The sequence below is a fragment of the Streptomyces sp. NPDC096152 genome (genome assembly GCF_044763235.1).
GTDB lineage: Bacteria > Actinomycetota > Actinomycetes > Streptomycetales > Streptomycetaceae > Streptomyces.
In genome coordinates this window covers 699,347-713,282 of sequence record NZ_JBIWFW010000001.1, presented here as the reverse complement: position 1 = coordinate 713,282, position 13,936 = coordinate 699,347, and the positions used below count along the sequence as shown (strand labels likewise).

Here is a 13,936-nt window from a genome sequence, read left to right as displayed (position 1 = left end):
CGGCCACAACGGCCGCTCCCACGGACGACCATCGCGGGCGACACCACCGTGCGACGACCCCAGCGGCAACCACCGCCCACACGGACGCCCCCCGGCCACAACCGCGACCGCGACCGCTCCCCTAGGCCGCCCGCACCGCGCGTGCCACCCGGGTGGCCGCCGCCGCGCGGGGGCCGCTGTCCGGCGGCCGCCTGCGGGGGTGGACCGTGTTGGCGAGGAGCACCAGGAAGGTGTCCGTCGCCGGGTCAAGGACCAGGGAGGTGCCCGTGAAGCCCGTGTGCCCCGCCGCCCCGCGCCCCGCGAGCTCGCCCATGAACCACGGCTGGTCCACGGCGAAGCCGAGCCCCGGCGGGGTCAGCAGCAGTTCCACGAAGTCGGGGCCGAGGATCCGGGCGGGGCCGTACGCCCCGCCCGCCAGCAGGGTGCGGCAGAAGACGGCGAGGTCCCGCCCGGTCGAGAACAGGCCCGCGTGACCGGCCACGCCGCCCAGCGTCCAGGCGTTCTCGTCGTGGACCCCGCCGCGCAGCATCCCCCGGTCCGCCTTGGCCCAGGGCCGCCGCTGGTCCTCCGTGGCGGCGGCGCCCGGGCAGGGTCCGAAGCGGGTCGCCGTCATGCCCAGCGGGCGGGTGATGCCGTCGCGCACGAGGACGTCGAGGCCGCGCCCGGTCAGCCGCTCGAGGAGGTGCTGGAGCAGGAGGAAGTTGAGGTCCGAGTAGACGTACGTGCCGGGCGGGCCCACCGGCGCCTCCGCGCGCAGCAGCGCCGACCGGGAGGCGTCGTCGGGGCAGTCGTACAGCGGGAGTTCGGGGCGCAGCCCGGAGGTGTGGGTGAGCAGCTGCCGTACGGTGACGCCGTGCCGGGCGGCGGCCCCGAAGTCCGGCAGATACGCCCCCACGCGCGCGTCGATGCCGAGCGTGCCCCGCTCGATCTGCTGCACCGCGGCGACCGCCGTGAACAGCTTGGTGAGCGAGGCGAGGTCGAAGGGGGTGTCGACGGTCATCGGCACCCGTCGCTCGGGCGGCAGTTCGACGCCGCGGTCGGTCGCCGGGTCGTGGGCTGCGTACCGCACGGCCCAGCCCGCCGCCTCGGCCGCGGCGATCACCGGCCCGCGCCCGGCGACCACGACGGCACCGGCCGCCCAGGGGCGGTCCCCGGTGGTGAGTTCCTGGACCTCGTTGACGAGTTGCTTGAGTTCACCGGGGTCGAGTCCGGCGCGCTCCGGTGTGCCGGGACGCAGCTTCGGCGTGCTCAGCTCTCCTCCCCGGGGCTCTCGGCTCCGCGCGGGGAGGGCAGGGCCCCACCGCTCCCACGGGTGTTCCAGGGGCGGCACAGTCCCGCGAAGCAGGCCAGGGCCACCAGTGCCGCCGCCAGTTGCACCACGGCCATGGGGACGGCGGTGTGCTCCCCGGCGATGCCGACGAGGGGGGAGGCGACCGCGCCGATGAGGAAGGAGGTGGCGCCCAGCAGGGCGGACGCGGAGCCGGCGGAGTGCCGGGTGCGCGTCAGGGCCAGGGCCTGGGTGTTGGGCAGGGTGATGCCCATCGCGGACATCAGCACGAACAGCGCGGCGGCGACCGGGGCGAGGCCCGCCTCGCCGAGGACGCCGTACGCCATCAGCAGCAGGGCGGTCGCGGCCAGGACGATCAGGGTCAGGCCGACGGCCAGCACCCGGTCCAGGCGGACCCGGCCGACCAGCACCTTGCCGTTGATCTGGCCGGCCACGACCAGCCCGACCGAGTTGAGGCCGAACAGCAGGGCGAAGGTCTGCGGGGAGGCGCCGTAGATCTCCTGGATCACGAAGGGCGAGGCCGATATGTAGGCGAAGAGCGCGGCGAAGGCGAAGCCGCCCGCGAGCGTGTAGCCGGTGAAGACGCGGTCGGCGAGCAGCCGGCGCATGGCGCCGAGCGCCTCGCCGACGCCTCCGCCGTGCCGCCCGGCCGCAGGCAGCGTCTCCGGCAGCCGGGTGAGGACGGCCGCGCCGAGCAGCAGCCCGACGGCCGTGAGCACCACGAACACCCCCCGCCAGTCGGTCACCCGCAGGATCTGACCGCCGATCAGTGGGGCCACGATCGGGGCGACTCCGGAGATCAGCATGAGGCTGGAGAAGAATCGGGCCATGGCCACGCCGTCGTACAGGTCCCGGACGACCGCCCGCGCGATGACGATCCCGGCGGCGCCCGCCAGACCCTGCGCCAGCCGGAAGGCGACCAGGAACTCGACCGTGGGCGCGAAGGCGCACAGCGCGGTGGCGAGGACGTAGACGGCGAGGCCGGCGAGGAGCGGGCGGCGGCGGCCCCACCGGTCGCTCATCGGGCCGACCACGAGCTGCCCCAGCGCCATGCCGGCCAGACAGGCGGTGAGCGTGAGCTGGACGGTCGCGGCTGGCGCGTGCAGGGAGCGGGTGACCTCCGGCAGGGAGGGGAGGTACATGTCCATCGCCAGCGGGGGCGTGGCGGTCAGGCCGCCGAGGACCAGGGTGAGCAGCGGGCCGGTGCGGCGCCGCGCGCGCGTCGGTGGCCCCGAGGGCCCCGTCCTGGGTACGGCCGCCGGTGAGGCGTGCGGTGTCGAGGCCCCGCCCTCGGGCATGCGTCCCTCCCTCTTCATCGGATCCGCCACCTATGCTCTCAGCTCGTACACGGTGCCGAGCGTCACATGAGCGAGGGTGGGGTCCTTCGATGAGGGAGCCGAGGGCGGAGCAGAGGGTGCGCTGGGGAATCCTGGCGACGGGAGGGATCGCGGCGGCCTTCGCGGCGGACCTGGTGGACCTGCCGGACGCGGAGGTGGTGGCGGTCGCCTCGCGCGGCGAGGAGTCTGCCCGGGCCTTCGCGGAGCGGTTCGGGATCCCGCGGGCGTACGGCGGCTGGGAGGCGCTCGCCCGGGACGAGGACATCGATGTCGTCTACGTCGCCACCCCGCACGCGGCGCACCGGGCGGCGGCCGGGCTCTGCCTGGAGGCCGGGCGGAACGTGCTGTGCGAGAAGCCGTTCACGCTGAACCTGCGGGAGGCCGAGGAGCTGGTGACGCTGGCCCGGGAGCGCGGGCGCTTCCTGATGGAGGCCATGTGGATGTACTGCAACCCGCTCGTTCGGCGGCTGAAGGCGCTGGTCGACGACGGCGCGATCGGTGAGGTGCGCACCGTCCAGGCCGACTTCGGGCTCTCCGGGCCGTTCCCGCCCGCGCACCGGCTGCGGGACCCGCACCTCGGCGGCGGGGCGCTGCTCGACCTCGGCGTGTATCCGGTGTCGTTCGCGCAGCTGCTGCTGGGTGAGCCGGCGGACGTGACGGCGCGCGCGGTGCTCTCCCCCGAGGGCGTCGACCTGCAGACCGGGGCCCTGCTCTCCTGGGACGGCGGCGCCCTGGCGTCCGTCCACTGCTCCATCACCGGCGGTACGGCGACCTCCGCCTCGGTCACCGGCTCCCGGGGCCGCATCGACGTCCCGTCCGGCTTCTTCCACCCGGACCGCCTCGTCCTGCACCGCGACGGCCGGGAGCCGGAGGAGTTCGCCGCCGACCCGGCCGACGGCCCGCGCACCAGCCTGCGGCACGAGGCGCTGGAGGTGATGCGCGCACTGCGCGCGGGCGAGACCGAGTCACCGCTCGTGCCCCTGGACGGCACCCTGGCCGTGATGCGCACGCTGGACGCGGTGCGGGAGCGGATCGGGGTCCGCTATCCGGGGGAGGACGCGGAGCCGGTGCTCGTCTGAGGCCTTCCGGAGGTTCGCATCCGCGTGACGGACAGTGGATTCCGTATGACGGAGCACCCTCGTACGCTCCGGGGCATGACTGACAGGGATGCGAAGATCGCCGTGGTGACCGGCGCCGGTTCCGGGATCGGGCGGGCCGTGGCCGTGGAACTGGTGGGTGCGGGCTGGTCGGTGGCGCTGGCCGGGCGGCGCCCCGAGACGCTGACGGAGACGGCGGAGCTCGTGCCGGGGGCCGCCTGCCTCGCCGTGCGCACCGACGTGTCGCGGCCGGACGAGGTGGCCGCGCTGTTCTCGGCCACCGTGGAACGCTTCGGGCGGGTGGACCTGCTGTTCAACAACGCGGGGACGTTCGGGCCCGGCGGGGTGCCGGTCGAGGATCTGCCCTACGAGGCGTGGCGGCATGTGGTGGACACCAACCTCAACGGGGCGTTCCTGTGCGCGCAGGCGGCGTACCGGCGGATGAAGGAACAGGACCCGCAGGGCGGCCGGATCATCAACAACGGCTCCGTCTCGGCGCACGCGCCCCGGCCGCACTCGGCGCCGTACACCGCCACCAAGCACGCGCTGACGGGGCTGACCAAGTCGCTGTCGCTGGACGGGCGGCCGTACCGGATCGCGGCCGGGCAGATCGACATCGGCAACGCGGCCACCGGCATGACGGCCGGGATGCGGACCGGCGCACTCCAGGCCAACGGGGAGGTCGTCCCGGAACCGGTGATGGACGTCGCCGACGTGGCCCGCACGGTGCGGCACATGGCGGAGCTGCCGCTGGAGGCGAACGTGCAGTTCGCGACGGTGCTGGCGACGGGCATGCCGTACGTCGGGCGGGGCTGACCGGTACCGCGCCCGGCCCCCGAAAGGCAATCCACACAAGCGGAATCATGAACTCCGCACCATCTGGGCCTATAGCGGGCTTATGCTCTTCATCTCCTCCACAACAGCTTCACAGTTGGAGGAGCACGCTTCCGCCGACGGTGCCGAGAGCCACACCAAGGGGGGAGGCGGCAGCCGTTCCACGGCACCGGCTGGGGGTGGACCCCGCCGCGGGACCGCGGGGTGCGCAACGGTGCGCGGAACGGCTGCCGCCCATTTCGGCGGTCAGCGCCGGTGCCGGCCCCCTGAGTCCTTGCCTCCGAGGTCCTTGCCCAAGGAGTCCTCGCGCCCGGAGCCCTTGCCTCCGAAGTCCCTGCCCCCGGAGTCCTTGCGCCCGGAGCCCTTGCCCCCGGAGTCCGCCCCGGCCGTCGCCGGCCTGAGCCGGCGGCGCAGCGCCCACACCCCGCCGGCCAGCAGCACGACCGTTCCGCCCGCCCCTTCGAGCAGCCGCCAGGCCGAGGGCTTGCCCACCGCCATGCCGGGCGCCCCGGCAGCGGCCCGCACGGACTTCCGGACGGCTTCGGCGCCCGCGCGGGCCCCGCCCTCGCTCAGCGGGCCGACCAGCGCGCCCACCGCCCGCGTCGAGGACCCCTGCGCGAAACCCCAGTCGAGCAGGGCGGCGGTCTCCTCGTAGACGCCGTTGCCGCCGCTGCCGGGGTGCATCACGGTGACGAGCAGGGTGCGCCCGCCCCGGGTGGCCGCGCCGGTGAAGGTGTTGCCGGCGTCGCTGGTGTAGCCGTTCTTCACCCCGATCAGGCCGTCGTACGTCCGCAGACCCCACGAGCCGGTCAGCAGACGGTCGGTGTTCTGGATCTGGAACGTCTTGTTCCCGCCGGCCGGGAAGGCGGCGGTCCGCGTGCCGCAGTAGGCGCGGAAGTCGGCGTCCTTCAGCCCGTGCCGGGCGAACAGCGTCAGGTCGTACGCGGAGGAGAGCTGGCCCGGATGGTCGAAGCCGTCGGGGCTGACCACGCGGGTGTCCAGGGCCTGCAGGTCGGCGGCCCTGGCCTGCATCTCGGCGACCGTCTTCGCCACGCCGCCGTTCATGTGGGCGAGCACGTGCACCGCGTCGTTGCCCGAGCGCAGGAACACGCCCTGCCACAACTGCTCGACGGTGTACGTGATCCCGGGCCTGATACCGACGAGGCTGGAGCCCAGCGGGATGTCGGCGAGGTCGGCGGCGGTGACGGTGTGCCGCTCGGCACGGTCGAACTTCCTCAGCACCGTGTCGGCGAACAGCATCTTCAGCGTGGAGGCGGGAGCCAGGCGCCGGTGCGCGCGGTAGGAGGCGAGCACCTCGCCCGTGTCCGCGTCGGCGACGAGCCAGGAGCGGGCGGTGAGTCCCTTCGGCAGGTCGGTGGCGCCGTTCACCTGCACCCCGTCGCGGGCGAGCCGCTCTCCGCCGACGGCGGGGGTGGTGGCGGGGGCCGCGGCGTGGGCCGGGGCGGCCGCGGCGACCGGTGGGGTGGCCGCGGCGAGGGCGACGGCGAACAGGGATCGCCGGGACGGACGGGCGGGGGCCGGACGGGGGAACCGAGACGAATCACGCACGTCGGGACCGTACAGAGTCAGCCCGCGCCCGTGCACAGAGGGGCCTCAAAGCCCTATCAAAGGATCATCAAAGCCACGTTCCGTTCGGGTGCCGTCACGCCGGGGCTCGGCCCGCGCTCCGGCCGGGCCCCGCCCGAGTCCCGCCCGGGGTTCCGTCCGGGGCATGTCCCGTTTGATCCAGGTGCATTGCCCCGTAGGCCCTAGGCCTGCCCGGTCTCGAACCGGGAGATCCGCCCGTCGTCGGCGACGACGAAGCTCCACCGGGTGCGCATCTCGCCCCAGGTGTCGTTGCTGTAGCGGGCGAGGAGCGCGCGGCCGCCCCGGGACTCGTTGTCGACCTCCATGTGGCCGTGCGTGGAGAAGATCTCCTGCTCGATCCACTCGGCGAGGTCGCGGTCGGAACCGTCGTCCGACATGGTCGCGCCGGGCGCGAGGAGCTGCATGAAGCCCTCGCGGTCGTGGCCGTTGACGGCGGTGACGAAGGCACGGACGGCCGGGTCGCTCAGTTTGGCGGTCGAAATCGTCATGTCGGTCAGGTTCACACCGCCCCCGGCCCCCCGCCACCCGAACGGCGCCCCAGGACGGGCCCGGGGGCCGGTGCGGGTGCGACGGTGGGAACGCGGAAGGACGCGCCCCACTGTCCACGCACCGTCCGCCCGAAGGCCCGCCTGTCTGCATGAATGCGTTCTCCGTCCGCCCACCTGTCCGCCAGCCCGTCTGTCCGCCTGGGGAGTCACCGTGACCTGTTACGACCGACGCGATCTCGGCCTGCTGCTGCTCCGACTGGGCACCGGCGGCGTGCTGGCCGCGCACGGCGCGCAGAAGCTGTTCGGCTGGTTCGGCGGCGGCGGCATCGAGGGGACCGGCCAGTTCATGGAGTCCGTCGGCTACCGGCCCGGCCGGGCGAGCGCCACCGCGGCGGGACTGGCGGAGGCGGGCGGCGGCCTGCTGCTGGCGCTGGGACTCGCGACCCCCGCGGCGGGCGCGTCGGCGGCCGGCGCGATGGCGGGGGCCGCGGCGGTGCACGCGCCCAACGGATTCTTCGCCCAGAGCGGCGGCTACGAGTACGCGGCCACCCTCGGCCTGACCTCCGCCGGGCTCGCCGTGTCGGGCCCCGGCCGCCTCTCCCTGGACCACGCCCTGGGTCACGCGGTCGACCGCGGCTGGATGGTGCCGGCGGCGTTCGCGACGGTGGCCGCGGCGACGGCGGTGGTCGTGGGCACCCGCAACCGGCGGCTGCGCAGGCAGCGGGAGGGCGAACAGGAGGTGCTGTTCGAGGAGGACCTGATGGAGTAGGCGCGGCCGGGCGCGACCGCCTGGCACGCTGAGAGCATGGCTGATCAGCACTCGCCGGGGGCGGCGCATACGGACGTGTGGGACTCCATCGACGACCTGTGGAAGTGGCTGGACGGCGAGAGTCCTTACGGCGGCCGCGAGGGGCTTCTGCTGCGCATGCTGAAGCTGTCGGAGGAGGTCGGCGAGGTCGCCGAGGCGGTGATCGGCGCAACGGGCCACAATCCCCGCAAGGGCACGACCCACACGTGGGACGACGTCCAGGCGGAACTCTGCGACGTGGCGATCACGGCCCTGGTCGCCCTGCGCACCCTGACCCCGGAGACCCGCGAGGTGTTCACGCGACACCTGGCGCGGGTGACGGCTCGGTCACTGGGGACGGGCGCCGACCGCTGAGGCCGCGCAGCGTCGCGCAGGAAGAGCCCACCCACGCGGAGCAATGAACAGGCGTGCCACTGTCGCTCGACGTGATCGCGCGGGTGCTTGGGCGAGAAACGCCCCGGTTCGGCGCCCTCGCCGCGGTGTCCGAAAAGGCTCCGCCGCAGGCGGGCGGTCTTGCGGCGGTCGCCCATCCCTTCACTGTCGCGATTCGATCGCGGTTTGGTGCAGCGGGGCCTGGTGTGACGTTCCTCGGACCAGGAACTCCACACTGCGACGACGGCGCTGGGGCTCGATCTTCTGCCCCCGAACGGAATGTCACATCGGCAGTGGCTGGAGTCGATCAGCCAGAGGATGGCTGGGGCGTAGCAATGGGATCAGCACTCGATCTCGGCCCAGACCGTCTTGGCCGGCCCGGTTCGGTGCCGACGCCCCAGCGGGCGTTGAGAGCGTCGACCAGGAGGAGGGGGCAGACGAGTCGGGCTGTACGCCGGGTTCTGTTCCGGAGGGTCCTCGCGGGCCCTCCGGCGACGGCCATCCATCTAGGGCCGGTGTTGCCACCGGCCTCGTGCGGTCCACCCGCGGACTCGGGCGGGCAGCCCTCGAATGTCCGCGCAGAGCGCTTTTCACGGCGCTCCTTTTGACCTTGCTCCGGGTGGGGTTTACCTAGCTGCCCAGGTCACCCTGGGCACTGGTGGTCTCTTACACCACCGTTTCACCCTTACCGAGGGCCGAAGCCCCCGGCGGTCTGCTTTCTGTGGCACTGTCCCGCGGGTCACCCCGGGTGGCCGTTAGCCACCACCCTGCCCTGTGGAGCCCGGACGTTCCTCGGGAAGCCCCCTGAAGGACTCCACGCGGCCGCCCGCCCGGCTCGTCTGCCGTGTCGACCATGGTACCGGGCGCCTGGGGTGCCCGATCGCCCCGTCAGAGGAAGTCCGCCGTGTCCAGATCGAAGGCGAAGGGGTCGGGGAGGGCGAGCGGCTTGCCGAAGGGACGGGTGCACAGCTCGGGGTAGTCGTCGCCCCTCGGCTCGCTGAACAGGGTGATCGAGGCGGCATCCCGGTCGACGAGCAGGTAGAGCGGGATCCCGGCGCGGGCGTAGCACCGGCGCTTGGCCTCGCGGTCGGCCTCCGGCTTCGTGGAGGTCACCTCCAGCACCATGGCGACGCCGTCGCAGGGCATCCATGGGTCGGCACCCCGGTAGAGGCGCAGCGCCCTGGGCGCGAAGGTGCCGTCCGGGATCACATGATTCTTCGGGCAGTGTCCTCCACTGATCAACTTCAAGCCCTTGTTCCCGGAGAACTGCATGTCGGTAAGGGACCGCCCGTACACCTGCCTCACGATCAGCTCGATGTAGTCCTCGTGCTCCCCGTCCGGCGGCGGTGTCACGACGATCTCCCCCTCGATCAGTTCGGCCCGGAAGCCTGCCGGGGTGTCGAGGGACAGGAAGATCTCCAGCAGTCCCTCGGCCGGCGTGGTGGGCTCGTGCGCCACGGCAGTCATGTCACGCCCCTCCTTCGGTCGCTCGCCAGACTGGGACATCCCAAGATCACCTGTCCATGAGATCGGGAACCGTTCCCTCGATCGTGGCACACGATCGCGGCCCGCGTCCGGGATGAAACGAAGGGGACGAACGGGAGACGTACGAGCGCCGTCCGGCTCGTCGGGAGCTCACGCGGGTGTGAAGCGCAGGGTCGCCGTGACCGGGTCGGCCCGGGTGAGACGTACGCGCAGGTCCTCGCCCAGCGGGAGGGGGGTGCCGGGGCTCTCGACGGGGGCCACGACGGGTGGGGAGGTCAGTTGCACGGTGCCGGTGGTGGGGTGCCGCTCCTCCACGTCGATGACGCAGGCGTCGAACACGTCGCCGGTACGGTCCGCCAGCAGCGCGGCCTCCAGCGCGCGCAGGCAGTCCTGTTCGGCGGCGTCCGCGCGCCGGGTGCCCTCGGCCATCTCCGCGGGCAGCGCGTCCAGCGCGGCGAGCACCCAGTCGGGCGGGTCCTGGCCGGCTGCGGCGGCGAGACAGATCTCGGTGGCGTACCGGTCGGCGAGGCGGTGCAGCGGGGCGGTGCAGTGGGCGTAGGGGGCGGCGACGGCGGCGTGGGTGGTGAGCTCCGGCAGCCTGCCGTCCCGGAAGACGGTGTGGCCCGCGCCGCGCAGCAGGGTCGTGCACTCCTGGAGGAAGGCCGCGTGCGGCGGCCGGTGCGGGTCGAGGGAGCGGACGAGGTCCGCGTAGGAGACGTGGTGCGGCCAGTCGATGCGCAGGGCGTGCGCGGTGCGGCGCAGCCGGCCGACCGCGCCGTCGGGGGCGGCGGGCAGGGTGCGCAGCACGCCCGTCCCCTGCCTCAGCATCAGCTCGGCCGCCGCCATGCCGGGCAGCAGGGAGAGCTGGGCGTACCGGCGCTCGACGGCGGGCGGCACGCGGTAGGCGACCCGGTACTCGGAGCCGTACGCGGCGATCTCCTGCTCGGGCAGGGTGAGCGAGATGCCGCCGCGCTCGGCCTCCAGCCCCTCGCACAGCCGCCCGACCTCCGCCAGCAGCGCGAGGGGCTCCTCGGCGGTCCCGGCGTCGATCGCGTGCTGGACCTCGGCGGGGGCGAGCCGTGCGCGGCTGCGCACCAGCGCGCGCCGGAGGTCGACGGCGAGGACCCGGCCGTCCGCGTCCAGGTCCAGCGTCCACAGGACGGCCGGGCGGGTCCGTCCGGGCAGCAGGCTCGCCGCGCCCTCGCCGAGGACGGCCGGGTGCAGCGGGACGTTCCCGTCGGGGAAGCACAGCGTGATGACCCTGCGGTGCGTCTCGGCGTCCACCGGGCCGGACGGTACGACGAAGGCGGCGACGTCCGCGACGGCGTACCGCACGCGGTGGCCGGTGCCCCTCCTGGACAGGTGCACGGCCCGGCCGAGGGTGGTGGCGCCGGGCCGGGTGAGGGTGAAGAAGGGCACGTCGGTGGCGTCTTCGCGGGGTGCGCGGGCTGCGAGCGCTTCCAGCCCTGCGAGCGCTGCGAGGGGGAGGGCGGGGTCCCGTGCCGCCCGTTCGGCCTCGGCCAGGACCTCGGGCGGGAAGCCGCCGGGCACCCCAGGCGCGGTGCGCAGCGCGGCGAGCGCGGCCCTCAGGGGCGCTCCGGGAGCGCCGGTCACGCGGATGCGGCGGCGGGACATACAGCGAGCGTAGGCCGGGGGTGCCCGGGCGGCACGCCGTACGCTGGCGCGGAGTCCCACAGAAGGAGTGACCCCGTGCTTGTCCTGCTGCCGCCGTCCGAAGGCAAGGCCTCCTCCGGGCGTGGCGCCCCCCTGCGGCCGGAGGCGCTGTCGCTGCCGGGGCTCGCCACCGCCCGGGAGGCCGTCCTCGGCGAACTGGTCGAGCTGTGCACGGGCGACGAGGACAAGGCCCGCGAGGTGCTCGGGCTGAGCGAGGGCCTGCGCGGCGAGGTCGCCAAGAACGCGGAGCTGCGCACGGCGGGCGCGCGCCCCGCCGGGGAGATCTACACCGGGGTGCTCTACGACGCCCTCGGCCTGGCCTCCCTCGACACGGCCGCCAAGCAGCGCGCGGCGCGGTCGCTGCTGGTGTTCTCGGGGCTGTGGGGTGCCGTCCGGGTGACCGACCGGATCCCGTCCTACCGCTGCTCGATGGGGGTGCGGTTGCCGGGGATCGGGGCGCTGGGAGCGTACTGGCACGCGCCGATGGCCTCGGTGCTGCCCGAGGCGGCCGGCGGCGGGCTGGTGCTGGACCTGCGGTCCTCCGCCTACGCGGCCGCCTGGAAGCCGAAGGGTGAGGTCGCCGGCCGGACGGCGACCGTGCGGGTGCTGCACGCGCAGATGGTGGACGGCGTGGAGAAGCGGTCGGTCGTCAGCCACTTCAACAAGGCGACCAAGGGCCGGATCGTCCGCGGCCTGCTGACCGAGGGGGCCGCTCCGAAGGACCCGGCCGAGCTGGTCGAGGCGCTGCACGACCTCGGGTACGCGGTGGAGGCGGAGCCGCCCGCGAAGGCGGGGAGGCCGTGGGCGCTGGACGTGGTGGTGACGGAGATCCACTGACACGGCTGACACCTTAGGCGCGTTGCAGCATATGCAACGACCTTTGCGCAGGATGAAGGGCATGGGCAGGATACGGCCATGCCCTCCCCCGCGCCCGCGCCGTTCTCCGTGCTCGATCTCGCCCCCGTCGTGCCCGTGGTCGTCCTCGACGACGCCGCCGACGCGGTGCCGCTGGCCCGGGCGCTGGTGGCCGGCGGGCTGCCCGCGATCGAGGTGACGCTGCGGACGCCGGCCGCGCTCGACGGGATACGGGCCGTCGCCGGCGCGGTGCCGGGCGCGGTGGTGGGCGCGGGCACGGTCATCTCGCCGGGCCAGGTGCCGGACTGCGTGGCGGCCGGGGCACGGTTCCTGGTGAGCCCCGGCTGGACGGACGCCCTGCTGGACGCGATGCGGGCGTCCGGGGTGCCGTTCCTGCCGGGGGTGTCGACGACGACCGAGGTGGTGGCGCTGCTGGAGCGCGGGGTGCGGGAGATGAAGTTCTTCCCGGCCCAGGCGGCCGGTGGCACCGCCTATCTGAAGTCCCTGTCCGGCCCGCTCCCCCAGGCCCGCTTCTGCCCGACCGGGGGCATCGGCCCGGACACCGCGCCTGCGTATCTGGCGCTGCCCAACGTCGGCTGTGTCGGCGGGAGTTGGATGCTGCCGCCGGACGCGGTGGCCGCGCGGGACTGGTCCCGGATCGAGCGGCTGGCCCGCGAGGCGGCGGGGCTCAGCGCAGGTGCGAGGTGTCGTTGAGCAGCCGGACGCTCGCGTTGCCGTCCGCGTAGTACGCCACCGCCGACAGCGAGGCCGCCGACAGCTCCATGCGGAACAGCGACTCGGGCGGGGCGCCGAGGGCCAGGCGGACGAACGTCTTGATCGGGGTGACGTGCGTGACGAGCAGGACCGTACGGCCGGCGTGGGCGGCGACCAGCTTGTCGCGGGTGGCGGCGATCCGGACGGCGGTCGCGGCGAAGCTCTCGCCGCCGCCGGTGGGTTCGGCCTCCGGGGAGGCCAGCCAGGCGTTCAGGTCGTCCGGGTGGCGCTCGCGGACCTCCGCGAAGGTGAGCCCCTCCCAGGCGCCGAAATCCGTCTCGCGCAGGCCCTCTTCGACGGTGACGCCGAGGCCGAGTCGGGCGGCGACGATGCCGGCGGTCTCGCGGGTGCGGGCCAGGGGCGAGGAGACGACGGCCTGGATCGTGCCGCGCCGGGCGAGGGCCGCCGCGACCCGCTCGGCCTGCTCCCGGCCCACGGCGGAGAGGGAGGGGTCGGTCCCGCCGCTTCCGGAGAACCGCTTCTGCGGGGTCAGCGGGGTCTCGCCGTGCCGCAGCAGGACGAAGGTGGCGGGAGCGCCGAGATCCGCGGGCGCCCACCCGGGCGAGGCGACGACCCGCGCGGCCCTGACATCGGCGCCGGCGGGGGTGGGGGCGGCGGGTTCGACGCCCGGCCCGCTGGCGGCACGAGCCCCGGCGCCCGCGGGGGTGGCGGCGGGTTCGGCATGTACGTCGGCCGCTGCGCGGGCCCCGGCATCCCCGCCGGTGACGGCACGAGCCCCGGCGCCCGCGGGGGTGGCGGCGGCGGGTTCGGCATGTACGTCGGCCGCTGCTCGGGCCCCGGCATCCCCGCCGGTGACGGCACGAGCCCCGGCATCCGCACCGGCGACGGGCGCACCGGTGCCGGGTGACGTCCCCGTGTCCATCGCCTCGTTGGCCAGGCGGTCGGCCTGCTTGTTCTGGTCGCGCGGGATCCACTCGTAGGTGACCCGGTCGGGCGGGAAGACCCGGGCCGCCTCCGTGGCCAGCGGTCTGAGGCCGGGGTGCTTGATCTTCCAGCGGCCCGACATCTGCTCCACGACGAGCTTGGAGTCCATGCGGACGTGCACCCGTGCCGCGGGGTCCAGTTCGCGGGCGGCGCGCAGGCCGGCCAGCAGGCCCCGGTACTCGGCCACGTTGTTCGTGGTGGTGCCCAGGTACTCGGAGGCCCGCGCCAGCGTCTCCCCCGTCGCCGCGTCGGTCACCACGGCCCCGTAACCCGCGGGCCCGGGGTTGCCCCGCGACCCGCCGTCCGCCTCGACGATGAACTCCCGCACGCCGTACCGCTCCCTACCGGCCCTACCGCCCTACCGCCCGACC

General features: G+C 74.4%; 13 protein-coding genes and 1 other RNA gene. 6 read left to right on the top strand and 8 right to left on the bottom strand.

Going from position 1 to position 13,936, the window contains the following annotated elements:
* Nucleotides 1-121 precede the first annotated feature (121 nt).
* A complete protein-coding gene (locus ACIQ9G_RS03135) occupies nucleotides 122-1,252 on the bottom strand; it encodes a serine hydrolase domain-containing protein (protein ID WP_403606754.1) in 1,131 nt (376 codons plus the stop codon).
* A complete protein-coding gene (locus ACIQ9G_RS03130; protein ID WP_403605418.1) occupies nucleotides 1,249-2,586 on the bottom strand; it encodes a multidrug effflux MFS transporter in 1,338 nt (445 codons plus the stop codon). The genes ACIQ9G_RS03135 and ACIQ9G_RS03130 overlap by 4 nt, the downstream gene beginning before the upstream one ends.
* Nucleotides 2,587-2,675: 89 nt before the next feature.
* Here ACIQ9G_RS03130 and ACIQ9G_RS03125 point away from each other — a divergent pair, with 89 nt between their 5' ends.
* Both ACIQ9G_RS03125 and ACIQ9G_RS03120 read left to right on the top strand, forming a co-directional pair.
* On the top strand, nucleotides 2,676-3,704 hold the full coding sequence (locus ACIQ9G_RS03125; protein ID WP_403605415.1) for a Gfo/Idh/MocA family protein: 1,029 nt from the start codon (nucleotides 2,676-2,678) through the stop codon (nucleotides 3,702-3,704).
* Between the two features lie 75 nt (nucleotides 3,705-3,779).
* Complete coding sequence (locus ACIQ9G_RS03120) at nucleotides 3,780-4,538, top strand: SDR family oxidoreductase (protein ID WP_403605412.1); 759 nt, start codon at nucleotides 3,780-3,782, stop codon at nucleotides 4,536-4,538.
* Nucleotides 4,539-4,802: 264 nt separating this feature from the next.
* Here ACIQ9G_RS03120 and ACIQ9G_RS03115 read toward each other — a convergent pair whose 3' ends face one another.
* Together ACIQ9G_RS03115 and ACIQ9G_RS03110 are read right to left on the bottom strand one after the other, a co-directional pair.
* A complete protein-coding gene (locus ACIQ9G_RS03115; RefSeq protein ID WP_403605409.1) occupies nucleotides 4,803-6,125 on the bottom strand; it encodes a D-alanyl-D-alanine carboxypeptidase family protein in 1,323 nt (440 codons plus the stop codon).
* 200 nt (nucleotides 6,126-6,325) lie between these two features.
* The gene (locus ACIQ9G_RS03110; protein WP_403605406.1) at nucleotides 6,326-6,652 is read right to left on the bottom strand and encodes a nuclear transport factor 2 family protein; all 327 of its coding nucleotides are present in this window, start codon (nucleotides 6,650-6,652) and stop codon (nucleotides 6,326-6,328) included.
* 211 nt (nucleotides 6,653-6,863) lie between these two features.
* Between ACIQ9G_RS03110 and ACIQ9G_RS03105 the strand changes: the two genes are divergently transcribed.
* Both ACIQ9G_RS03105 and ACIQ9G_RS03100 read left to right on the top strand, forming a co-directional pair.
* Nucleotides 6,864-7,421 carry a DoxX family membrane protein gene (locus ACIQ9G_RS03105; protein ID WP_403605403.1) on the top strand — a complete coding sequence of 186 codons (558 nt, stop codon included), beginning with the start codon at nucleotides 6,864-6,866 and terminating at the stop codon, nucleotides 7,419-7,421.
* A 36-nt stretch (nucleotides 7,422-7,457) separates the two neighbouring features.
* Nucleotides 7,458-7,814 carry a MazG-like family protein gene (locus ACIQ9G_RS03100; RefSeq protein ID WP_403605400.1) on the top strand — a complete coding sequence of 119 codons (357 nt, stop codon included), beginning with the start codon at nucleotides 7,458-7,460 and terminating at the stop codon, nucleotides 7,812-7,814.
* 452 nt (nucleotides 7,815-8,266) lie between these two features.
* On the opposite strand, the gene rnpB is transcribed toward ACIQ9G_RS03100, so the two are convergent.
* The 3 genes from rnpB to ACIQ9G_RS03085 form a co-directional block, all read right to left on the bottom strand.
* An RNA gene (rnpB, locus tag ACIQ9G_RS03095) (RNase P RNA component class A) lies at nucleotides 8,267-8,670 on the bottom strand.
* Between the two features lie 50 nt (nucleotides 8,671-8,720).
* On the bottom strand, nucleotides 8,721-9,299 hold the full coding sequence (locus ACIQ9G_RS03090; protein ID WP_403605397.1) for a Uma2 family endonuclease: 579 nt from the start codon (nucleotides 9,297-9,299) through the stop codon (nucleotides 8,721-8,723).
* A 168-nt stretch (nucleotides 9,300-9,467) separates the two neighbouring features.
* Nucleotides 9,468-10,952 carry an RNB domain-containing ribonuclease gene (locus tag ACIQ9G_RS03085; protein ID WP_403605394.1) on the bottom strand — a complete coding sequence of 495 codons (1,485 nt, stop codon included), beginning with the start codon at nucleotides 10,950-10,952 and terminating at the stop codon, nucleotides 9,468-9,470.
* A 75-nt stretch (nucleotides 10,953-11,027) separates the two neighbouring features.
* Here ACIQ9G_RS03085 and yaaA point away from each other — a divergent pair, with 75 nt between their 5' ends.
* On the top strand, nucleotides 11,028-11,828 hold the full coding sequence (gene yaaA, locus ACIQ9G_RS03080) for a peroxide stress protein YaaA (protein ID WP_403605391.1): 801 nt from the start codon (nucleotides 11,028-11,030) through the stop codon (nucleotides 11,826-11,828).
* 78 nt (nucleotides 11,829-11,906) lie between these two features.
* Nucleotides 11,907-12,560, top strand: a complete 654-nt coding sequence (gene eda, locus ACIQ9G_RS03075) for a bifunctional 4-hydroxy-2-oxoglutarate aldolase/2-dehydro-3-deoxy-phosphogluconate aldolase (protein ID WP_403605388.1) — start codon at nucleotides 11,907-11,909, stop codon at nucleotides 12,558-12,560.
* Here eda and ACIQ9G_RS03070 read toward each other — a convergent pair.
* Nucleotides 12,535-13,893 carry a bifunctional RNase H/acid phosphatase gene (locus ACIQ9G_RS03070; RefSeq protein ID WP_403605385.1) on the bottom strand — a complete coding sequence of 453 codons (1,359 nt, stop codon included), beginning with the start codon at nucleotides 13,891-13,893 and terminating at the stop codon, nucleotides 12,535-12,537. The two genes, eda and ACIQ9G_RS03070, sit on opposite strands and share 26 nt — an antisense overlap.
* Nucleotides 13,894-13,936: the final 43 nt, after the last annotated feature.